The sequence below is a fragment of the Campylobacter concisus genome, from assembly GCF_003049705.1.
GTDB classification, from domain to species: domain Bacteria; phylum Campylobacterota; class Campylobacteria; order Campylobacterales; family Campylobacteraceae; genus Campylobacter_A; species Campylobacter_A concisus_AR.
The window spans coordinates 308,577-331,275 of record NZ_PIRF01000002.1; the positions used below are offsets into that span (position 1 = coordinate 308,577).

Genomic DNA, 22,699 nt, shown 5'->3' on the forward strand with positions numbered 1-22,699 from the left:
TATCTTGAGTACAAAAATTTTAGGTATAGATATCGGCTCTTTCCAGATTTGTGCAGTAATAGCACAACATGATGAAAATGGTATTAAGATAATTGGAATTGGAACTGAAAAAACGCAGGGAATAAGAAAAGGTGTTATAACTAATATTGAACAAGCTGCAAAGTCGATAAAAAATGCATTGATAGAAGCACAAAGAGTTGCAGGAACACGCTATGAAAAAGTCATAGTTTCTATTTCTGGTGCGTATACAAAAAGCGTTGATAGTAGCGGTGTAGTAAATATACCAAATCATGAAATAGGTATAAAAGAGATTGAGCGTGCTATGCAAATGGCCGATCATACGGCTGACATACCTCATGAATATGAAAAACTACATGTTCTTCCTTATAATTTTAAAGTAGATGGGCAAGAACATATTGAAGATCCAATAGGTATGAACGGTAGTAGGCTAGAAGTTCAAACACATATTGTTACAGTACAAAAGTCATCTATTAGCAACCTAAGAAAAGCCGTAAATTTAGCAGGTGTTCAACTAGATAATATAGTGCTTTCAGGATATGCTTCTGCGATAGCAACATTAACAAAAGATGAGAAAGAACTTGGTGCCGCACTTGTTGATATGGGTGGTGCGACTTGTAATCTTGTGGTACATTCTGGAAATTCTATAAGATACAATGAATTTTTACCTGTTGGCTCAGCAAACATTACAAATGATCTTTCTATGGCTCTGCATACACCTCTTCCAAAGGCAGAAGAGATAAAATTAGGTTATGGCGCTTTAATAAATAAGTCAATTGATTTAATAGAGCTCCCGATCCTTGGAGATGAAACAAAAAGCCACGAAGTTTCACTAGACATAATATCAAATGTTATATATGCCAGAGCAGAAGAAACCCTTATGGTACTTGCTAAGATGCTAGAAGATAGCGGCTATAAAGATAGCATTGGTGCTGGAATAATACTTACTGGCGGCATGACTAAGCTAGAAGGTATTAGGGATCTTGCATCTGCGATATTTGATAAAATGCCAGTTCGTATAGCAAAACCAAAAGAAATGGATGGATTATTTGAAATTTTAAGAGACCCAGCAAATTCTTGTGCTATAGGGCTTTGTTTGTATGGTGCTGGCAACTTTAGCCCATACGAGATTGATTCTGAGAAAAAAATGAGATACCAAGGGGAAATAGCCTCAAAACCGAAAGTAAATTTTAGAAATGTTTTTGTAGAAGAAGAAAATGTACAAAATTTTGGACAAGAGGTGCAGGATCCAAATGAAAAAGAGGATAGTTTTTCTGATAAAGATTTTGAATTAGAGATAGCAAATAAATCAAAAAACAAAGAAGAGCTTGCCAATATTGCAGATATTAGCAAACAAGAAAAAAAGCCAAATGCTTTTGCAAAATTTTGGTATAGTATTACACAATTATTTTAAGGAGAATTTCAAAAATGAGTAGCTTCACAGTAGAAGAAAATAAAAGCATCTATGGTGCAAAGATAAAAGTCGTAGGTGTAGGTGGAGGTGGTGGCAATATGGTCAACCACATAATAAGAGTTAATCCAAATTTAAATATAGATCTTATTGTTGCTAATACAGATGCTAAGGCTCTTGAAAATTCTCTTGCACATACAAAAATACAGCTTGGAGAAAAGACAACAAAAGGTCTAGGTGCAGGCATGAGACCTGAAATAGGAAAAGCCGCTGCTGAAGAGAGCTACGATGAAGTAAAAAGTGCACTTGAGACATCAGATATAGTTTTCATTGGTACAGGACTTGGTGGTGGAACTGGTACAGGTGCAGCTCCAGTAGTTGCTCAAGCTGCAAAAGATATTGGTGCACTAACAGTTGCAGTTGTTACCATGCCTTTTATGTTTGAAGGAAAAAAACGTAGAAAACTAGCTGATTGTGGCCTTGAAGAGCTCAGGAAAGAAAGCGATTCTATTGTAGTCATTCCAAACGATAAACTCTTAACACTAATTGATAAAAATGCTGGTATAAAAGAAAGCTTTGAAATGGTTGATGAAGTGCTTGCAAGAGCCGTCAATGGTATGAGTACGATCGTACTTGACTCAGGAAAAAGCGATATAAATCTAGACTTTGCAGATGTTAGAACGATTATGAGCCATAGAGGACTAGCTTTAATGGGTGTTGGCGAAGCAAGTGGCGAGGATGCAGCGCAAGAAGCTATAAAAAATGCTATACAATCACCACTTCTTGATAACATGACAATAAATGGTGCATTTGGTATTTTAGTTCATTTTAGAATAAGCCCTAGTTGTCCACTAGCTGATATCAATAATGCGATGAGTATTATTCATGAGGCAGCGGATGAAGATGCTGAAATTATATTTGGTACAACAACTGATGACAAAATAGAAGACAATAAAGTTGAAGTTACAATAATAGCCACAGGTTTTCAAAGCTCACAAAAAGAAACTGAAAAAAAAGATGAAGTACAAACTTCTACTGCAAGCGATATCATAAAAAAAGAGCGTATATTAAGACTTAAAAAAGTTAGTGGTGGATATGACGAAGACTATATGTCACAACTTGATGTACCATCATTTATGCGCCATCAAATGGACTAATAAAAAACAAACTCCTTAAAATTTCTAGAGAGCTTTTGCTCTCTAGCTTATTAGAAATTTACAAACCTTTAAATCCAAAAACTTAAAATTTAAACTCCAAGTTGGGCTTTTACAAAATCGCTTGCCATTTGTATATTCCACTCAGGCTCCCAGACAAGATCGATCTCGCACTCTTTGATACCTTCTATATCAAGCACGGCAGTTTCTACCCAGCCAAGTATCATTTCATGTAGTGGGCAAGATTTAGTTGAAAGCGTCATAGTAACTTTTACTTTGCCATTTTCATCGCGGCTCACATCGTATATAAGTCCAAGCGAAACGATATCAAAGCCAACTTCTGGATCAACGATATTTGACAGTGCGTTATAAATTTTTTCTTTCATTTTTTATCCTTTAAAACCAGTAAATCTAAAAATATTTATTATATTTATCGATAGCAAAACTATACTAATAGCTATAAAAATCATACCTGCTTGCACTAAAATTTCTAGTTCAAAGCAAGTTGAGAGAAGATAGCAAAGAAGCGAGATAGCATTAAAAGCTATACCAAAATAAGCTATCTTTTTTAGTATCATAGCATCAAGAAGTGGCACTTTTACCTTTCCAACAAAAGGTGCTACATAGTGATACCATATGAGAAATGGTGCAATCTTGTAAAGATGAGCTACGATAAAAGCAAACAAAAAGCCATATATTAAAAAATATGCAGCTAAATTTAATTTGTCTAAAGCTATAAAAACAGTGGCACCAAGCAAAGCCACCAACGAAAGCACTATATTTACATTCCAGTAATCATACGCCTTTCTAACGCGTTTTTTTAAAATATAAAGCGCTTGAACTATAAAAAGTAAAGCCGCCACACATATTGACAAAATAGACAAATTTTCATTAAAAGCTAGCAAGATACCGCCTAAAATATAGCATGCTAGTGAGGCCTTACTAAGTGTAAATTTTAGATCATGAGCTAGCGCAAACATAGGTAGGAGTACGCTAGCAGCTCCAAGTATCACAAGGAACACAAATCCCAGTACAAAATAAACGTGAAATTTTAGTGTCATCTCAAAATCAAGCATCAGCGTGCCACTAAGTATCATAAGCAAGCAAAAACCAAGCGTTATTCCAATTACCAAAAAGATAGCTGAAACAAAAAGCACAAAGGCCGCAAAGCTCTTTTTTTCATTATCCATAAAGCTTAATGCGTAAGTCGTAGCAAAAAAAGCGAGTGAGCAAAAAAGCGAAACTCCACTAATTTGCAAAATTTTAGCCTCAGAAAATAACATCCCGTAGCACATGCCCAGCAATGATAGACAAAAAATAGCCAAATTTAAAATAGCACCTTTTGCTGTAAAAAATGGCTTTTCTAAGATGACTGAAGTTAGCTGATAGAGTGCTCCGATGATAATGCTCATAACAAAGCCAACAAAAAATATATGCAAAAAACCAGCTGTATTTAGTGAGCTAATCGCATCAAAATCTGCATAAAAGAATGCTGGCACACTTAATGCTAAAAAGAAAATTCCAGCAATAAAATATCCACCGACTAACTTAAATGGTGGTGCGTAAGTATTTAAAAGCATCTTAGTGGCAAAGACTCGTATCTACGTCTTCTATATTTGCGCCGTCTTTTAGGCTAAAAATCATCTTTACAGCCCCACCATCTATATCTTCACGCTCTATGTCAAAGCTCTTATCTATCTTTGGTATAAGACCAGCTGGAAATTTATGATTTAGCATCATAATTTTTGTATTTTTATCAGCAAATTTAATAGCGATTAATGCATTGACCATTGGCTCTGGCGGCACGCAAGGACGTGAATCAAAGCCAACAAAATTTACACCATTTTCATTAAATTTATAAAATGGCACAGTTGCACCATCGACATTAAACTGCTCTGCGTTTTTGAAAAAATCGTTCATTTTTTCTCCTTTTAATTTTGGAGAATTATACTCTGATTAAACTTTTCAAACTATTGATTTGCTTCAACAAAAGCTATTTTACGTAAGGTATAAATTCCTCATATCCCAGCCTAGCCATGTCTTCAAGCGGTATAAATTTAAGACTTGCACCATTTATGCAGTACCTTAGCCCACCCTTATCGCTTGGGCCATCGTCAAAAACATGCCCAAGGTGCGCGTCACTATTTTGCGACTTAACTTCGACCCTTTTCATCATAAAAGAGTTGTCCTCCTTATATGAAAGAGCTGTTGTCGTTATAGGCTTTGTAAAGCTTGGCCAGCCACATCCTGCATCAAATTTATCTGCACTTGAGAAAAGTGGCTTTCCGCTCGTTATATCTACATAAATGCCTTTTTGATCAAATTTATCATACTCACTGCTAAACGGTCTCTCAGTCGCTGCTTCTTGCGTCACGGCATACTGCTCGCTACTTAAATTTTTCTTTAGCTCATCTTTACTAAGCGGCTTAAATTTCGCCTCATCGTAAAGCGGTTTATCGGCTAAACCTAGGTCAATGTGACAATATCCAAAAGGATTTTTATTAAGATAGTCTTGATGATACTCCTCACCTAAGACGAAATTTTTAAGTGGCGCCACCTCAACCACGATCTTATCTTTAAATTTCTTTTGCTCTATTTTCATAAAGCTCTCTATCGTTGGCAGATCACTTTCGCTCACATAGTAAATTCCGCTTCTATACTGCCTACCGACGTCATTGCCTTGTTTATTTAGAGAGGTCGGATCGATCACTCTAAAAAAATGAGCCAAAATTTCAGCCAAAGCGACTCTGTTTTCATCATATTTTACATAAAGCGTTTCAGCATGATCGCTCTCATGAAGCTCGCGGTAGCTAGTATTTTCGCTCTTGCCATTTGCGTAGCCTACCTTTGTATCCACTACACCAAATATCTTTTTAAAATATCCCTGCATACCCCAAAAGCAACCGCCTGCTAGATAAATTTCTTTCAAATTTTGCCCTGCCATCGTCTGCTCCTTTATAAGCTCATCTTTTGCCATCAAATTTAGACCAAAAAACACTGCCGCCATTAAGATAAATTTTAAGATCTTTTTCATTCTATCTCCTTTTCGTTTTTGAAAGATTATACGAAAATTAAAGTTATAAAGTGTGAAGAAAGGGGCAAGCGCCCCTAAATTTTAGTGTAAAAAGTGTCTAACGCCAGTAAAGTATAGCGACATGCCATGCTCATTGGCAGCCTCTATCACCTCATCATCTCTGATGCTGCCGCCTGGCTCGATGACGCATTTTACGCCCACTTTGCTAGCGATGTCGATGCTATCTCTAAACGGAAAGAATGCCTCGCTTGCAAGCACGCAGCCACTTAGATCGATCTTTAGCTCTTTTGCCTTTGCTACGGCCGCACGAGCAGCATCCACGCGGCTAGTCATACCCATACCAATGGCCACCATAGCGCCATCTTTTACATAAACTACGCAGTTACTCTTTGTTAGCGCAGCCACTTTCCACGCTATCTGAGCGTCTTTTAGCTCGCTACCAGTTGCAAATTTCTTGCTCATTTGCTTCATATTTTCAAGCTCTTCATCTTTTACGAAGTCTCTTTCTTGAAATACAAATCCACCATCGATGTGCTTAAAGTCAAATTTATCATTTGAGCGTACTAAAAATTTATTATCCTGAGTGAAAATTTTGATGCGTTTTTTGCTCTCAAACACTTTAAGCGCGGCATCATCGACATTTGCAGCGATGATTACTTCAACGTAAATTTCATTTATCTTTTTAGCTAGCTCCTCATCAAGCGTGCCATTTATCGCCACCACGCCGCCGTATGCTGAGATCGGGTCGCACTTAAGCGCTGCCACGTAGCTCTCTAGTAACGTATCTTTTACCGCAAAGCCGCAAGGGTTAGCGTGCTTGATGATAGCCACTGCCGGAGCGTCATCAAAGCTAGTTGCAAGCATTAGCGCGCCATTTATATCGGTCATATTATTGAAACTTGCCTCGCCTTTTAGGGCTCTAAAGTTGTTCGTAAAGAAATAATCAAACTCATAAAGCGCGCCTTTTTGGTGTGGATTTTCGCCGTATCTAGTGTCAAAAACCTTGCTTCCCACGATAAATCTAGCATCGCCAAAACCGCCATTAAATCTATCATTCATATAGTTTGCGATCATGCTGTCATAGGCTGCTGTATGCTCGAATGCCTTTATCATCAGCGATCTTCTAAACTCGTAATCATCACTTTTTTCTCTTAGGCGCTTTAAAATTTCATCGTAGTCAAGCACGCTCGTGACTATAAGCACGTCTTTAAAGTTTTTAGCAGCGCTTCTTACCATGGCTGGGCCGCCGATGTCGATATTTTCGATGATCTCGGCAAAGTCATCAGTCCTTATGGTAGTCTCTTTAAATGGATATAAATTTACGCAAACTAGGTCGATGCCCTCGATGCCGTACTCCTTTGCCTGAGCCACGTGTGTAGCGTCATCGCGTTTATGCAAGATGCCACCATGTATCTTTGGATGAAGGGTCTTTACCCTACCCTCAAACATCTCAGGTGAGCCAGTAAATTCGCTAACCTCAGTGGCTTTGACGCCCTCACTCTTTAAAAGTTTGTAGGTGCCACCAGTTGAAAGTATCTGCCAGCCAAGCTCTTCTAGCCCCTTTGCAAACTCTACAATGCCCTCTTTATCGCTAACGCTAAGCAACGCTCTCATTTTTTCTCCTTTAGATTGATTAAATTTATTTTATTTCTCCGCCAAACACATCGCTTTTTCAAGCACTAGTAGCCCCATGGCTGTGTCTTTTTTGATATTTTCTTCTGTTAAATTTTCTAGTTTTTCTAAACTTTTGCCACTAGCATTTACTTCAAAATGGCTCTTTTTAACCAAATTTTGAAGCTTGCCACCTGCGATATCAACACTAAAAGCATATCTTGAAATTTGTCTGCCATTAAAGTAGCTAGCATTTAACACGTTTAAATTTACAGGCTCATTTTTATCAAAGGCCTCGCAGATAGGGCTTTTTGAGCTAAATTTGACGACCTTTATACCGCCTTCATCTGAAAAAATATACTCTTTAAATTCATTTAAATTTTTAGCTCTAACTGCCTTAAAATCAGCCTCAACGCCATCACTGCCAGTTAGGATGATGCTAGCAGCGCTTGTCTTATTGTATTCGCCGATCTTTTTGCCATTTTCAAAAAGCGTGCTATCTTTTAGCTCAAATTTGATCTCATTTCCATCAAGATCGCTCACGTTTAGCTCTCTGCAAAAGCTAGCCACCGCTAACAGCAAAATCACAAATTTCTTCATCTAAGCTCCAAATTTCTCTTTCAAGCGCCTATAAGCCTCATTTATCTCTTGAAGCTTTTTGGTTGAACTCTCTATAACCTCTTTACTCTCTCCCCTACCCATCAAAATATCAGGATGATACTGCCTAACAAGCTCTTTATAACGAAGCTTTACCTCATCAAAATTTGCACTCTTGCTAAGTCCTAAAACCTCAAATGGATCATTTTTTTCTATACCGGTATTAGAATTCGTTTTAAATCTTGAACTATAAAAGTTATCAAATTTTAAGATGATCTCATCAAGCGTATCTTTGTCAATGCCAAATCCATAAGCAATATTTCTGATTACAGCTTGCTCACTTGCATTAAACTCACCATCAATATAAGCCAAATTTAAAAAAAACGTAAGCCTAGCGACACATGTATCATAGTTTAGATTAAACGCACGCTTATAGTTTCTAGCAGTTTCGTAGGCATTATCCACATTCTCTTTTTGACTATTATAGACATCTTTTAGATACTCACGCACACCGATAACGCCACTAACTTTTCTACTTAGATCATCAAGCACCTGACTAATGAGCCTAGCTTCTAACTCACCTACTCTACCGTCACTCTTAGCCACTTTTGCCAAGAGTGAGACTAAAAATTTAGCCTCATTTACGTTTGCTTGTTTTCTGAGGTTATTGCTTAACTGTACCTTTAGCAGTAAAAATATAGCACCGCCTAGTATCAATAAAAATAAGATACCAGACATGTTACCACAAGTGATAGATGGTATTTTTTATTTTGCCATTTACTAGCTCGTTTTTACGCCAAGAGCTCTCGTCATTCATCACGTTCCAGCGACGCTCTTCAGGGCGGTAGAACCAGTCTTTATCTATCTGATAGTAAATTTGCTTGCCATTTGTTTCAATGATATTTGCGATATTGTTATCGTGGTAGCTATTTTCATCGTAGTCAGTAAAAGCCCGCTGTCCCATCTCAGAGTAAAGTAGCGTTAGCTCTTGAAGCATTTCATTTAGGTCATCATCCATCTTTTTTACATGAAGGCCGATCTCGTGCGCCTCTCTAAAGAGGATTGGATATTCGTGAGCTGGGTAGTCACCATTTAGTCTTTCAGAAATTTCTGCGATCTTTTTGTCATCCTCGATGTGATACCTAAGAAGCTCGGTGCAAATCTTAAGCGATAGTGAGCTAGCACGGTCAACCGCACCAAATACTAGCGGATGAATATACTCATAAAGTGAGTTATAAGGGTTTGTGTCGTTTGGCCTATCTTTATCTTGCTCTTTCCAAAGCTTAACCACACGACTAAGTTCATCCATCGAAACGCTCACAAGCTCATTGCCTTTGTTTGTCGGACTAAGCTCGTGTTTGAGTGAAGTATCAACAGGCGTTAGATAGGCAAGTGGCCCCATGACGATCTCATTTGCACCAAGTGCCATCATAGTAGCAGCTGAGGCACAGTTTGCAGGTATTAGAGCTATTAAATTTTTGCAGTAATTTCTAAGTGTAGTGATTATCCTAAGAGCAGCTATTCCGCTTCCACCGTCACTTTTTATAAAAAGATAAGCAGTATCTATCTTTTTACCCTTTAAAATTTCATACATAGCACTTGCATCGTTGCCGCAAACACTACCAGCGTTTGAATTATAGTAAGTTATCAAAGTAGCGTTTAGTCTTTTTTCGATTGATTTTATTAAATTTTGTGTCTTACTAAAAAGCACTGGTGGTTTTGCTACGCCTCGTTTTTCAACTTGTTCTGCATCCTTTTGCTCATTTTCAGCCTCAGCGACCTTGCTCTTTTTCAAAGCCATTTTCTAGTCCTCTTTTCTAACGATTTTTGCAAACTCATTTAGATAAATTTCTCTTATCTCATCCACGCTCTCATCAATATCATTTAGTTTAAATCTTCTGCCGCCACTAACGCCGATCTTTTCAAATTTCACGTCAAATTTAGCAGCAAGCGCTTCAAATTTAGCCTCATCTTTCACGCCTACAACCGCTCTTGAAAAGCTTTCATCAAATATAAAATTTGACTCTTTAAATTTCGCCTCGCAGTTTATGCCGATGTTTGATATGCTAGCCATTTTTGCTAGCGTAATAGCAAGACCGCCCACACCTACACTATTTGCAAATTCTAAAATTTGCTCTTTATTTGCTTCGATTATTAGATCCCAAAGAGCTCGCTCAGCTTTATAATCAACCTCTTTTAGCTTTCCGCCAACCACGTTAAATAGTGCCTTTGCGTAAAGTGAGGCAGCAAATTCTCCGCTTGTCTCACTAAGCAGGTAAATCGCCCTACCCTCACTTAAAAATGTGCTTTTTAGGTTTAAATTTGCATCTTCATTTACGCCAACTGTGACGATGGCTGGTGTCGGATAGACGCTCACGCCGTCAGTGTCGTTATAAAGGCTCACGTTACCGCTAACAACTGGCGTATTTAGCTCACGGCAAGCCTCTTTTATACCTTCACATCCCTCTTTAAACTGCCACATAACCTCTGGATTTTGCGGGTTGCCGTAGTTTAGGCAGTCGGTGATCGCAAGTGGCACAGCGCCACTCATCGCTACCTTTCTACCAGCTGCCGCGACGGCTCTTGCAGCGCCAATTTTAGGATCAACAAAATTTGCTCTAGGATCGCACTGCGCAGCCATAGAGACGGCCTTTTTAGTGCCTTTTACTCTAATACTTGCGGCGCCTAAGTGACCAGGCTGTTTTATAGTATTTGTCTGAATATTTGCGTCGTATTGATCGTAGATAAAGCTTTTATTTAGTACCTCTGGCTCTTTTAAAAGCTTGAAAAATGCAGTTTTATTATCAACATTATTTGGAATTTTTAAATTTGCAATCTCATCAAGGTATTTTGGACGTGTGACTGGACGATCAAGCACCGGAGCTGCCTCGCTAAGTGGGCCAATAGGGATTTCACCTGCAAGCTCACCGTGCCAATAAAGCTGCATCACGCCGCTACCTGTGACCTCGCCAATGATCTCAGCGTCAAGGTCCCATTTTCTAAAAATTTCAAGCACCTTTTGCTCATAGCCCTTTTTGGCACATATTAGCATACGCTCTTGAGACTCACTTAGCATTAGCTCATAAGGCGTCATACCAACTTCGCGCATCGGCACGCGATCTAGATACATCTTCATACCACTACCGCTTCTGCCAGCCATCTCAAAGCTAGAGCTTGTAAGCCCTGCCGCACCCATATCTTGGATGCCGATGATGTAGTCTTTTTTAAAGAGCTCTAAGCAAGCTTCCATGAGCAGCTTTTCGGCAAATGGGTCACCCACTTGCACCGTTGGGCGAAGTGACTTGTTCTCGTCGTTAAAGCTATCGCTTGCCATAACAGCGCCACCAAGTCCGTCTCTGCCGGTCTTTGAGCCCACGTAAATGACTGGGTTGCCCACACCTTCAGCCTTGCCGTAGAAAATTTCATCACTTTTGCAAAGGCCAAGCGCAAAAGCGTTGATTAGGATGTTGCCATTAAAGCTAGGATCAAATGTGGTTTCGCCACCGATCGTTGGGATGCCCATGCAGTTACCATAGTGTCCGATACCAGCGACGCTTCCTTTTAGCAAATATCTATGCTTTTTAGCTAGCTCGCTATCGCCTCTTATCTCACCAAAACGAAGCGAGTTCATGTTCGCAACAACCCTTGCGCCCATCGTAAAGACATCTCTTAAAATTCCACCAACTCCAGTTGCAGCACCTTGAAACGGCTCGATAAAGCTTGGATGGTTGTGACTCTCCATCTTAAACACAGCTGCAACCCCGTCGCCAACGTCAATGACGCCAGCATTTTCGCCAGGTCCTTGGATGACCCAAGGCGCCTTTGTCGGAAAGCCGTTTAGGTATTTTTTGCTTGATTTGTAGCTGCAGTGCTCGCTCCACATCGCTGAAAATATACCAAGCTCTAGCAAATTTGGCTCGCGTCCTAAAATTTTTAAGATCTCCTCATACTCTTCGTCGCTGATTTTATGTGCTTGTATGGTAGCTTTATCCATTGATGTAACCTTTTAAGAATTTTAGGCCATTTTACAATCTTGCTTATAAAAAGTTACTAAAAAGCTTTTTGAAATTTAGCAGGATAAAGCATTATTGAGAGAATTTTGCCTACTTTGATAAGGCCTTTTTTGTAGCAGTATTTTAAAAATTTATGCCAGTGTTTTATTTTTGCTAGCATGGTAATAAAAAGTGGCAAAATTTTCAAGCCTAGCTCGTAGCTATTTTGTTGCCACTTTTATTCATATTTGCAGTTTTGTTTCTATATTTAAATTTCTATTTCGTATTTTTAAAAACTTTTTCAAGATGCGCTTCATACTCTTTTATGTATCTTGGTACATCTGGCATCTTGATCACATCATTGCACATAAAATATGGAAGCGAATTCATGCCCAAAAACTCATTTGCCTTTCTAAAATGAAAGTAAACTCCATCGATCCCACGTGCATCAAAAAACTCATTTGGATCGCTAAATGCCTCAGCTGGGGCATTCCAAGTAAGACTTAGCATAAATTTCCTTTCATTTAGCAAGCCACCTTTGCCATAGTTTTTAGTTGGATCTACCCTATGCCTACCATCGCTCGTATAAAGCTTGCCGTGGCCTGCAGTAAAGACCTCATCGATATATTTTTTCACTATCCAAGGCTCACCCATCCACCAAGCTGGCATCTGCCAAACTACGGCGTCCATCCAGAGAAATTTCTCAGCTTCAGCCTCGATATCATAGCCTTGATCTATCACGGTTTGCTTTATCTCGTGACCCATTTTTGCGAGATTTTCGCACGCAAGATCGTGAAGTGTTTGATTTAATCTGCCATCTGAGTGGGCAAATTTTTTGCCACCATTTATAAGTAAAATTTTCATTATTTCTCCTTTAAAAAGCGCAGATTTTAGCCAAAAAAAAGTATCATTTTCCTAAACAAAAATGGCTAAACATCTCATCTAAAATTTCACTTCTCTCAAATGGCTTTGTGATACTAGCAAGCGCCTTTATCGCGGTATTTAGCTCATAAGCAAAAATTTCTAGCTCCTCTTCACTTAGTCTTAAAAACGCCCTTTTTAAAGCCTCGCTCGCTTCTTTGCAGCTTAAAATTTGGCGGTTTGAGCTTAGCATGATCTCGTCAGTATCTTGCGTCTTGAGATAGTTTTCAAGCTCTTTTAAAACTACGCTTGTATCATTTTTTGCTGAAATTTTGATAGCGCCTTCTAGCTCTATGTCGAATTTAAACGCTAGATCGCTTTTGTTTAAGATGAAAAAAACTTTTTTATTTGAGCTAGAAACGAGTCTAATTATCTCTTTGTCTTGCTCGTCGCTCACAGATGAGCCGTCAAAGATAGCTAGGATGATGTCAGCTTCATTTATAGCTGAAATTGAGTAGTTTATGCCGATTTGCTCGATCCTTCCAGCATCTTTTCTGATGCCTGCGGTGTCTATTATGCGAACTAGATGTGAGCCGATCTTGAAATTTTCTTCTATTCTATCTCTAGTTGTACCAGCCTCGTCGCTAACGATCGCCCTCTCGTATGCCAAAAACGAGTTTAAAATAGAGCTTTTGCCAACATTTGGCTTACCAACGATAGCGATCTTAAAGCCATCTATCAGCCCTCTTCTTTGCTCACTAAGTGTGGCTATGCGCTCTAGTTTCTCGCTATTTTTTAAAAGCATCTGCTTGGTCTGCTCTAGTAAATTTACAGGCAGATCATCATCAGCATAATCAATCATCGTCTCCACAAAAGCAAGAGTTTTGACCACTTCGCCCCTGATCTCGTCTACAAATTTACTAAGATCGCCTTGCATCTGGCGGGTCAAAATTTTAGCAGCGATCTCGCTTTTTGAAGTGATGAGCCCTTGCATAGCCTCAGCCTTAGCTAGATCCATCTTGCCATTTAAAAATGCTCGCTTGCTAAACTCGCCTGGCATAGCAAGCCTTGCGCCAGCCTTTATTAGCTCATTTAAAATTCTCTCACTCACCATCACGCCACCATGAGTTTGAAACTCGACGATATCCTCGCCTGTAAAGCTTGCTGGGGCTTTAAAATATATAACGACGCCCTCGTCTAAAATTTCATCATCAAGGGAGTAGATTTTGGCTAGTTTTGCGTATCTTGGCTCTAAATTTGAAAGTTTAAGAAGTTTTAAAGAGGTGGCCAGAGCGTCTTTGCCACTAAGCCTTACGATAGAAACTGAGCCGATGCCATAAGCTGTGGCAAGGGCTGCAATGGTTTCACTCATTTTTTGAAAAAGTCATTTACGACGACAAATTTGCCGTCATTGCCGCTTTTTATGCCGACATATTTATCTGGGAATTTCTCGCGAAGCTTCTCAAGTGCGATCTTGACCAAAACCCCGTCAAGTGGCTTTGTTTGAGCTCTGCCACTATTTTGCACACGCTCGATCACGCCATTTAGATATTGATCCATCATCGCTTCTTGATTTTGTAAAAATTGTGCGATCTCAAGGCGAATAGCAAGGTTGTATTTTGAGTTTAGCCAGTTATAAAGCATGTAAGATATCGCTTTATACCTATAACCTTCTTTACCTATAAGTAGAGCCGCATCAGCTCCATCAAGCTCTATAAGCACCGTTTCATCGTCAAATTTGCTAACTTCAATTTTACTAATATCAAAACAACTTGCCTTAAAAAGACTATTCATACCCTCTTTGATCTCAGGTAAAATTTTATCAAAGTCGATTGTTGCTTTTTCTTTTTTTTCTTTTTGTAAAGCTTGAGCCGCACTATCTTCATCAGTTTGGTTAAAATTTTCAATAATAGAATTATCTAAAATATTTTTAGGAGCATTTTTGCTAGCTTGTGGCTCCTTTATTTCTTTTGGCTCGTCAAGTCTCTTTATCACATATCCTGGTTCAGCTTCTTCTTCGCCCTTTTGAGCAAACGCATCTTTGGCTAGAGCTTCGTTTTTTTCACTTAAATTTGACTTTTCATTTTTATGCTCTTTTTGCTCAAATTTAGTTTCGTTTTTTTCATCTCTATGTTTTTTAGGGCCTCGCTTTTTATCACTATGATCGTGTTTTTTAGCTTGCTTTTTATCTTCTTTTATAGCCTCGTTCTCATCATTTTTTTTAACAAAATTTTTATCATTTTTTGGCTTGTGTTGTGGTTTTGGCTGATTTTCTAAATTTGCTTCGATGATCGCACTTCTTTTAAAAAATCCAAAAAAACCACTGCTTGGATGCTGTAAAACTTTTATATCAAGCTGAGTTACTGAGCAATTAAGCTGCTCAGCTGCCTTTTGAAACGCCTCTTGAAGGGTATTTGCTTCTATTTTCATTAAGCCTTTACCTCCGCAGCTTTTTTATGTTTTTCAAAAAGTTTATTTACAAATACTTGCTGAATAACCGAGCAAACGTTATTTACAAACCAGTAAAGTGTAAGACCAGCTGGGAATGTCACGAAGAAAAATGTAAATATAAGAGGTAAAAATTTCATCACCTTTTCTTGCATAGGATCAGTAAATGTCGTTGGTGTAAGCTTTTGCTGTAAAAACATCGTTAGACCCATCAAAATAGGCAATACAAAATATGGATCCATTACTGAAAGATCGTGTATCCAAAGTATCCAAGGAGCACCTTTTAGCTCGATCGCATTTAGTAAGACGCGGTAGATCGCAAAAAATACCGGAATCTGGAGCAAGATCGGTAAGCAGCCACCCATCGGATTTGCACCATGCTTTTTATAAAGCTCCATCATATGAACTTGCATTTTTTGCTTATCATCTTTATATTTTGTCTGAAGCTCTTTTACCTTTGGAGCAAGCTCTTTAAGCTTATTCATAGATAGCATACCCTTGTATGTAAGCGGGAATAAAACTATCCTTATAACAAGTGTTAGTACAACTATAGCCCAGCCCCAGTTGCCAATGTAGTTATGCAAGAAATTTAAAAATGCAAACATCGGTTTTGCTATAAATGTAAACCAACCATACTCAATAACATCGTTTAGTCTCTCATCCATCGAACTTAAAATTTTATGCTCTTTTGGTCCAATATATGCGCCTAATTTTAAATTATCATTTGCCTTTACAAAAAGAATAGGATTGTTGTTAGAATCTTTGTCTACGGCTACTTCAAATGGCTTTTCAAATGAGTAAAATAGCGTCGTATAGTATCTATCAGAGGCGGCTGCTATTGTGGTATTTGCATAGTTTTTAACCTCTTTGGCGTCACCATCTTCTATAATATTTAGGCTATCATCTGCATTTCTAAGCATAACGCCATGAACTGTGTAGCTATCTACTGCGATGTTTGTCCTAAAACCAGGAGTGATGAAATAATCAACATTTTTACTTAAATTTACTTCAACTTCATATCTGCCATTTGGGTAAAATTTGATATTTTTTGTAACTGTAACTCCATCTAAATTTTGAGTAAGTTTTATAGTTTTAGGCTCACTGCTAGCATCTATCTCACTAGCGTCACTACTATATGCAACCTTAAAAGCATCGGTATTTAGCGTACTATCGTTAAATCTAAGCTCAAGTGGCAATGGATTTTGCGAAACAAGCTCTATTTTGTTACCATCTTCAGTTTTGTATTTCTCTTCAGTTAAGTAGAATTTTGAAATTCTTCCTAGCTTATCTATTTTTGCTTCGTAGCTTTGACCTTTGATAGTAGCGATTATCTCATTTGAAGCTAAATTTTCATTTGATTTTGATGTATTTTGATTTATATTTGGAGCTTTATTTTGATCTATTGCTTGAGACATTGTAGTTTGGTTTTGCTCAGGCACCACTCTTTTTGGCATAAAAAAATCATACACTATAAAAAAAACAATAGATAAAAGCGCTGCAAGAAGCAACCTTTTTTGCATAGACATCTGTTCCATTTTAATTTTTTTCCTTTAATTTATCTAATACTTTTACGACATAAAATTTACCATTCTGACAAGGGACAAACCAAAAATTTACATTTCTGGTATCACTTTTTTGAGATATAAAACATAAGTTAAATTTTTTGTAGATGATTGGGTAGTTGATACCGCCTTTAAAAAGTTGATTGCATCTTAAAATTCGCATAAATGTTGCAAAAAAAGCAGAAAAAAAACTATTTGTTTGAAATTCCCAAATCGCGTATTGTGAGCAAGTCGGGTAATAGCGACAGCTTTTTGGTAGAAGTATGGAAATATATTTTTGATAAAAAGCGATAGCTTTAATCGCAATTTTTTTCATTTTAAACATCCCATTTTTTTTGTAGACCAACTTAAATTTTTACAAATTTTTTCAAATAAAATCTCTGTAATTCCATTTTTTGCAATAATAATATATGTGCCATCTTTTAATTCACTAGAAATGTTAAAAAAAGCGGCTCTCAAAAGTCTTTTAGCTCTATTTCTAACTACCGCTTTTCCTACTTTTTTACTAGCAACTACTGCTATTTTTTTTTCATTTGTTGGTTTATAAAAAACAATGCAAGCATCACAGTGCCACTTGCTAGCCTCTTTATAAACTTGAGAGAATTCTTTTGAGCCGCTTAACGACTCAAAACCAGCTAAGCAGCCAATCTTTTTCTACCTTTGGCACGTCTAGCGTTTATTACCTTTCGGCCATTTTTAGTTTTCATTCTTAAGCGAAAGCCGTGAGTGCGTTTTTTAGGGGTTTTATGAGGTTGATAAGTCCTTTTCATTTCTATCCTTAAAGTTAATATAAAAAGTGGGATTTTATCAAAGCAATACTTAAATTCCTTTGAATAACTTAGCTTAAAAAGCCATAACTCAAACTTTAAGCAAATCAAGTTATAATCCAAAAATGAATTTTAATAAAGACAATAGGCTTTTAAAAAAATTATTTTTCTTAAAACTAATTGGCTATAAGTTTATTGATAAAAATTTTCTTAGTCTAAGCAATTATCATGATTACAACAATATTGATGAGCTAAACCGTGAGATAAAAAAATGTTCTCTTTGTTCTTTGCGAAATAGCTCAAAAGGCGTAACAGCAGGCATCGGCAATGAAAATAGCAAAATCATGTTTATATTATTTTCTAAAAAAAATGATTCTTATGAAAATAACAGTAAAAAATTTTTAGAAAATGCCATAAAAAATAGTTTAAATTTAGATATAAAAGAAATTTATATAAGTTCTCTACTTCGGTGTGAAATTTCACAAAATGATGATAAAAGTCCGATTTTAAGCCGTTCTATTGAACTTTGTCGTCCTTATTTGTTTGAAGAGATTAGGCTGATAAAGCCAAAGATAATTGTGACTTTAGGAGAGAAAGCCTTTATGCATTTATATCCAAATTTATTGCTAAAAGGCGGATTTGCAAGCATAAGAGGTAGTATTTTAAAAAATGAAAATAGCCTTATTTTACCAACGTTTTCGCCAGAGTGGATCAGCAAAAATCCTAGTTTTGAAAATATTTTTATAGATGATTTAAAAAAGATCAAAGGAGTGATATGAGAAAAATTTTACTTTTTTTAGCCATTTTTTCGACTATTTTTGCATCGCAAGATGAGATAAACTTTGAGAGTAATATTACAAAAAATCAAAGTCTATCAAGCATACCTCCAGCAAAGATTACTTATATAAATTTAGAACCAGAATTTTGTGATAATGCCTGCTTAAATGAGCTTATTAAGTCTGATTTACTGGCTAGTTTTATGGCGAGATTTGAGCCAGCAAAAATAGACGATAACGCTCTTTTAGAGCTTTATATCTCTCTTGGTGGTGAAGCTATTTTAAAAGTTAATAAAAGCGGTAAAATCGCTGTAATCATCCCACAAAAGATTATAAAATCTTATGCAAATGTTGTATCAAATGCGGTCTTAAGCTATGTCTTAAAGCAAGATGCGGATATCGAGATCAAATTTATAAATAGCAACGATGAAAGCCCACAAAGTCTTACAAATGCTATGCAAACGGCTAGAGCCCAAGGCTTTAATTATTTTATCGCGGCCCTTACATCAAATGGTGCAAACATTATAAATTCGCTAGTTCTATCAAATGAGCTTATCTACATTCCAAGCGTTCATAGCTCTTTTATCATAAATCCAAAACCAAATTTGATCTTTGGTGGCATTGATTATAAAGACCAAATTTCAGCTTTGCTAGCTTACTCGAACGAAAAAATAGTTGCATTTGATGATGGTAGTTCATTAGGGCAAAAGCTAAATGAATATGTCCGAATGCAAAGTAGTAATTATCATGAAGCCACTATCGTAGGTAAAGATATAAATTTAAACGACACCTTAAGTAAAAAATCCAAATTTGATGACGCAAGTATATTTTTAAACATCCCAATCATCAAAGCTTCTCTTGTAGCAATGCAGATGAGAGGCTTTGAGATAAAACCATACGCACTTTTAAGCACACAGATAAATTTTTTACCAAATATCTTTAATGCTATCGCGCAAAGAGATAGACAAAATCTTTTCATCGCAAACTCACTAAATCCTATTAACGACTTATTTTTGGGACTTGGCGATCTTTTTGATGTAGATTTTAGATATTCACAAATCGGCTATTCAAGTGCTTTTGGTGCCGAGTATATATATACAAATTTTATAGATAAAAGTGCTGATAGAATTTTTACCGAAAGAGTTGAAAACTCACAAGTTTTATATGGAGTTAAAATTTATAACGCAAAAGGCGACCACTTTGACGAAGCAAATCAAGAAATTTTGCTCGATCAAAATAGCTCGATGTAAAAGCACAAAGTGGCTAAAGCTAAATTTTTAAACTTAACCACGATCTAAAATTTAGAATTCTCCAAAAATTTCTTTATCTCGTCATTTATCTTAGTAAGCTTTTTTTCTTTCATAAAGGCTAACGTAATCGTCGCTCTAAAGAGCAGTTTTTCAGCATTTTTGTCATCAAATTTATAAATTTCTTGCTCCAAAACAAGACTAGCTTTTTTAAGCTCTAAAATTTTGGTTCTAACAAATACTTCATCGCCAAGCACAGCAGAAGCTATAAATTTAGCCTCAAGCGACGAAACTAAAAAATATCCGCTCTCTTTTGTGAAATTTAGCCCAGCCCGAAAAAATGCTTCACTTCTAGCTCGCTCGCAAAATTTAATGTAGTTTGTATGATAGACTATGCCGCCCGCGTCAGTATCTTCGTAGTAGATTCGTATTTTCACGGTATTTCCTTTAAATTTAAAATACAAAGCTCTAGTTTACTATAATTTTGGCTTACTTTAATCATAGCCTAGGTTACTAGAGCTTGCTTGCCAGACAGATATTTAAGGCATGCAAATACTATTTGCTTTAGCCTTAGATTTTGTTTCTAGCAATCGAATATGCAATTTTATTAATTTTTTTATTATTTTATTTAAATTTTGTCACCAAATGATGCAGTTGTCAGGTTGTTCTCCAAAAATGATTTTAAACAACTAGGGGTAATGGCATAAGTAGTCAAAGTCAAAATTCCAGTATCGATTCCAAAAGATATTTTACATTTATACCTATTAGTTAAAAGTTTTTGATTTCTACTACCCACCTCTTCTTTTATCTTTTTTAAAAAATCTATAAAGAATTTAAATTCAAATTTGCCTCTAAAACTGTGAGATGGATTTGACTGAAGTAATATAATTTTTTTTTCTTCTATATTCTCAATTAATATTCTAGGCGAATTTGGAAATAACTTTTTTTCTAAAATATCTATATTCTCTAAATCATCAAAAATATTAACTTTTATTCTTAAGTCTTTATTAAATATATTATTGGTATTAAAATATTTTTTTAGGGCATCATTGATATTAAGTCTAGTGTCTATTTTTGTTTTCATCCTAATATCGTGTTGGCATGCCAGCCATGCATTTAAAAACAGTAGTTTATTATGAAAAGTTTTTAAGGCATCCTCATATAAGTTAATTACCTTTTGAACATCTTCATTATTGTTCATATTAAATTCATCCAGTAAAATTCTGATTAGTGTTTCTTTGGAAGAATAAAAATTTTCTATTGAATAGAAAGGTGTTACATATAACGTATTATTGGTTTTATCATCAGAATAGTCCTTATCTACAAAGAATAATACATTTGCCGCATTATACTCTGTTCTATTTTTTATTAACTCCCGAACCTTAACAACCTTATCTTTTCCGCCACATGTAAAATATTTGCATTTTTTATGGTAAGCAAATTCAATTCTTGCTCCATAATATTTTTTATCCTCATCTCCTTCAAAAAAACAATAAACCAAATCTTGATTATTTTTTACATAGGCCATTACAAAATTAACGTACGCAGCATGCCCGGATTCAGTTGAATCCTTCATTATTTCAAGCAAAGAATTATTCATTGCACTCATTCATATACATATTAATACCAACAGCAAATTTTTCTAATTCATTGTCAAAAATAAAAGGTGAATGGGTTACTGCTAATAAAAATTTACATTTACCTGATTCGATAATATCAGGTAATAACCTTTTTTGCCAAGGCAAAGAAAGTGAGAGCTCTGGCTCATCAAACAATACGATTAAATTTTCGTTTTTTTCTAAATAAATTTTTGAAAAAATTGAAACTATCTGTTTTTCTCCAGACGACAATTTATCTATTTCAACCTTTTCTTTCGTATTCTTTCTACATATATATAAATCTACCAAACTTTCATCATATACAACCTCTTTATCAAATAAGTACTGGTTGCAAACGTCTCTAAATTTTTTCATTTTATCATCAAGATGCTTATGAGCATTGTATATATCAATGAGTTTAAAAACAAAAAAAACCAAATCGCTCTTATTGTTTAATTCGTTTTTTTTATCTAATAAATTCAATATTGAATCTTTGTCCTTTTTGGATATATTATCTCCTACTCTATGTAAAATAATCCTAATTGTATTCTTATCTAATGATTCAATTTTATTTAAGTCGTTGCTTGTTGTATGCAAAAAGTGAGATAACATCTGTCCAGTTAGCTTAGAAAAACCAGTGATTGTTGACTTTTCAATTTCCTGTTTTATGCTTTTAATTTTTTGCTTGACATCATTCATTCCAAAATGTATCAATGTCTCCTCATCATCCAATTCATCGGCTAATTCCACACTATATGATTCTGTATAATAACTACGGGTGTCACGACGGCGCATACCTCTTTCCTCGAATACTCCAAGATTTTTCAAATCCTCCTCAACTCTTCTATACGTTGGTAAATATAATATTGAAAATTTTAATTCTTGTCTAATATTATCCATTTTATCAAAAACCTCAAAATTCGGTCTTTCCGTAATAAAACGAAAAATTTCAATTGCCATGATTCTATCGGGAGCAAACTGTCTAATTTTATTGTCTTTAACGTAATTTAGTATTTTTTTTTCAGCATCTTTATTAAAATCATCAAATTCGGATAAATCCAACTTTTCTAACATGAGAGCAATGCTACTTGGCAATCTTCTATTATCATTATCTAAGTAATTTACATAATCATCTAGATTAGACTTTGAAAATTGAATATGTTGTTTATTTGTAAAAAATAGCTCTATTGACTCGAATTCTATTTTTGATAGCTTAATATACTTACCGTTTAATAAATAATATAACGAATTTAAAACTGTTGTTTTTCCAAAACCATTTTCACCGATCAATATTTTTATGTTATCTTCAAAATTAATCTCAACATTTCTAAAACCAAAAAGCCCATTTATTTTAAATTGTTTAATCATTTATTTCTCCATATTAATTCTAGTTATTGCAGGAATAAATTTATTTATTCCTAAAACATAAACATAACTTATGTATATAAGCAAAAGTTCCAAAATATCGTAAATTTATACTGTATTTTAACTTTATAGAATGAGTGCGCTTAATCAAATATAGCTCCGATTATTATATTTTAAATTAATTCTTGGTATATTATTTTTAGATATTTAATTTTATCACAAAGCCTTTGAATATATCTTGAAATATATCTTATCTTA

23 protein-coding genes are annotated in these 22,699 nt (G+C 35.8%); 4 read left to right on the top strand and 19 right to left on the bottom strand.

Going from position 1 to position 22,699, the window contains the following annotated elements; translation table 11 throughout:
- Window positions 1-4: 4 nt before the first annotated feature.
- Both ftsA and ftsZ read left to right on the top strand, forming a co-directional pair.
- A complete protein-coding gene (gene ftsA, locus CVT05_RS03375) occupies window positions 5-1,432 on the top strand; it encodes a cell division protein FtsA (protein ID WP_107697836.1) in 1,428 nt (475 codons plus the stop codon).
- Window positions 1,433-1,446: 14 nt separating this feature from the next.
- Complete coding sequence (gene ftsZ / locus CVT05_RS03380; RefSeq protein ID WP_072594923.1) at window positions 1,447-2,586, top strand: cell division protein FtsZ; 1,140 nt, start codon at window positions 1,447-1,449, stop codon at window positions 2,584-2,586.
- 89 nt (window positions 2,587-2,675) lie between these two features.
- Here the strand turns inward: ftsZ and CVT05_RS03385 are convergent, their stop codons facing one another.
- From CVT05_RS03385 to rpmH, 16 genes are all read right to left on the bottom strand, one after another.
- Complete coding sequence (locus CVT05_RS03385) at window positions 2,676-2,969, bottom strand: metal-sulfur cluster assembly factor (RefSeq protein ID WP_107697837.1); 294 nt, start codon at window positions 2,967-2,969, stop codon at window positions 2,676-2,678.
- 3 nt (window positions 2,970-2,972) lie between these two features.
- A complete protein-coding gene (locus CVT05_RS03390; protein ID WP_107697838.1) occupies window positions 2,973-4,163 on the bottom strand; it encodes a peptidase M50 in 1,191 nt (396 codons plus the stop codon).
- Between the two features lies 1 nt (window position 4,164).
- Window positions 4,165-4,503, bottom strand: a complete 339-nt coding sequence (locus CVT05_RS03395) for a hypothetical protein (protein WP_107697839.1) — start codon at window positions 4,501-4,503, stop codon at window positions 4,165-4,167.
- A gap of 73 nt (window positions 4,504-4,576) precedes the next feature.
- Window positions 4,577-5,617 (bottom strand): peptide-methionine (R)-S-oxide reductase MsrB, encoded by a 1,041-nt coding sequence (msrB, locus tag CVT05_RS03400; RefSeq protein WP_107697840.1) that lies wholly within the window; start codon window positions 5,615-5,617, stop codon window positions 4,577-4,579.
- Between the two features lie 81 nt (window positions 5,618-5,698).
- Window positions 5,699-7,231 carry a bifunctional phosphoribosylaminoimidazolecarboxamide formyltransferase/IMP cyclohydrolase gene (gene purH, locus CVT05_RS03405; RefSeq protein WP_107697841.1) on the bottom strand — a complete coding sequence of 511 codons (1,533 nt, stop codon included), beginning with the start codon at window positions 7,229-7,231 and terminating at the stop codon, window positions 5,699-5,701.
- Window positions 7,232-7,261: 30 nt separating this feature from the next.
- On the bottom strand, window positions 7,262-7,828 hold the full coding sequence (locus CVT05_RS03410) for a hypothetical protein (RefSeq protein WP_107697842.1): 567 nt from the start codon (window positions 7,826-7,828) through the stop codon (window positions 7,262-7,264).
- The gene (locus CVT05_RS03415) at window positions 7,829-8,563 is read right to left on the bottom strand and encodes a TerB family tellurite resistance protein (protein WP_107697843.1); all 735 of its coding nucleotides are present in this window, start codon (window positions 8,561-8,563) and stop codon (window positions 7,829-7,831) included.
- A 1-nt stretch (window position 8,564) separates the two neighbouring features.
- On the bottom strand, window positions 8,565-9,626 hold the full coding sequence (locus CVT05_RS03420; RefSeq protein WP_107697844.1) for an SDH family Clp fold serine proteinase: 1,062 nt from the start codon (window positions 9,624-9,626) through the stop codon (window positions 8,565-8,567).
- A gap of 3 nt (window positions 9,627-9,629) precedes the next feature.
- Entirely contained in the window at window positions 9,630-11,819 is a 2,190-nt protein-coding gene (gene purL, locus CVT05_RS03425; RefSeq protein WP_107697845.1) for a phosphoribosylformylglycinamidine synthase subunit PurL, read from the bottom strand.
- A 274-nt stretch (window positions 11,820-12,093) separates the two neighbouring features.
- Complete coding sequence (locus CVT05_RS03430) at window positions 12,094-12,684, bottom strand: NAD(P)H-dependent oxidoreductase (protein WP_199906730.1); 591 nt, start codon at window positions 12,682-12,684, stop codon at window positions 12,094-12,096.
- 40 nt (window positions 12,685-12,724) lie between these two features.
- Entirely contained in the window at window positions 12,725-14,050 is a 1,326-nt protein-coding gene (mnmE, locus tag CVT05_RS03435; protein WP_107697847.1) for a tRNA uridine-5-carboxymethylaminomethyl(34) synthesis GTPase MnmE, read from the bottom strand.
- Window positions 14,047-15,108: a Jag N-terminal domain-containing protein gene (locus tag CVT05_RS03440; protein WP_107697848.1), complete on the bottom strand. Its 1,062-nt coding sequence runs from the start codon at window positions 15,106-15,108 to the stop codon at window positions 14,047-14,049. Before CVT05_RS03440 ends, mnmE begins: the two co-directional genes overlap by 4 nt.
- Window positions 15,108-16,661, bottom strand: a complete 1,554-nt coding sequence (gene yidC / locus CVT05_RS03445) for a membrane protein insertase YidC (RefSeq protein ID WP_107697849.1) — start codon at window positions 16,659-16,661, stop codon at window positions 15,108-15,110. Before yidC ends, CVT05_RS03440 begins: the two co-directional genes overlap by 1 nt.
- 1 nt (window position 16,662) lies before the next feature.
- A complete protein-coding gene (yidD, locus tag CVT05_RS03450; protein ID WP_103589447.1) occupies window positions 16,663-17,004 on the bottom strand; it encodes a membrane protein insertion efficiency factor YidD in 342 nt (113 codons plus the stop codon).
- A complete protein-coding gene (gene rnpA, locus CVT05_RS03455) occupies window positions 17,001-17,336 on the bottom strand; it encodes a ribonuclease P protein component (protein WP_087584316.1) in 336 nt (111 codons plus the stop codon). Before rnpA ends, yidD begins: the two co-directional genes overlap by 4 nt.
- The gene (rpmH, locus tag CVT05_RS03460; RefSeq protein WP_002940373.1) at window positions 17,324-17,458 is read right to left on the bottom strand and encodes a 50S ribosomal protein L34; all 135 of its coding nucleotides are present in this window, start codon (window positions 17,456-17,458) and stop codon (window positions 17,324-17,326) included. Before rpmH ends, rnpA begins: the two co-directional genes overlap by 13 nt.
- A gap of 122 nt (window positions 17,459-17,580) precedes the next feature.
- On the opposite strand from rpmH, the gene CVT05_RS03465 reads away from it, so the two are divergent.
- Both CVT05_RS03465 and CVT05_RS03470 read left to right on the top strand, forming a co-directional pair.
- On the top strand, window positions 17,581-18,234 hold the full coding sequence (locus CVT05_RS03465) for a uracil-DNA glycosylase (RefSeq protein WP_107697850.1): 654 nt from the start codon (window positions 17,581-17,583) through the stop codon (window positions 18,232-18,234).
- Complete coding sequence (locus CVT05_RS03470) at window positions 18,231-19,481, top strand: hypothetical protein (protein WP_107697851.1); 1,251 nt, start codon at window positions 18,231-18,233, stop codon at window positions 19,479-19,481. The genes CVT05_RS03465 and CVT05_RS03470 overlap by 4 nt, the downstream gene beginning before the upstream one ends.
- Before the next feature lie 44 nt (window positions 19,482-19,525).
- On the opposite strand, the gene CVT05_RS03475 is transcribed toward CVT05_RS03470, so the two are convergent.
- The 3 genes from CVT05_RS03475 to CVT05_RS03485 all read right to left on the bottom strand — a co-directional run bounded on the left by CVT05_RS03475 (window position 19,526) and on the right by CVT05_RS03485 (window position 22,444).
- Window positions 19,526-19,915, bottom strand: coding sequence for a YbgC/FadM family acyl-CoA thioesterase (locus CVT05_RS03475; protein ID WP_107697852.1), 390 nt, complete (start codon window positions 19,913-19,915; stop codon window positions 19,526-19,528).
- Window positions 19,916-20,106: 191 nt separating this feature from the next.
- Entirely contained in the window at window positions 20,107-21,078 is a 972-nt protein-coding gene (locus CVT05_RS03480; protein ID WP_159071213.1) for a DUF4435 domain-containing protein, read from the bottom strand.
- Window positions 21,071-22,444 (bottom strand): AAA family ATPase, encoded by a 1,374-nt coding sequence (locus CVT05_RS03485; RefSeq protein ID WP_234400535.1) that lies wholly within the window; start codon window positions 22,442-22,444, stop codon window positions 21,071-21,073. The genes CVT05_RS03480 and CVT05_RS03485 overlap by 8 nt, the downstream gene beginning before the upstream one ends.
- Between the last annotated feature and the right edge of the window lie 255 nt (window positions 22,445-22,699).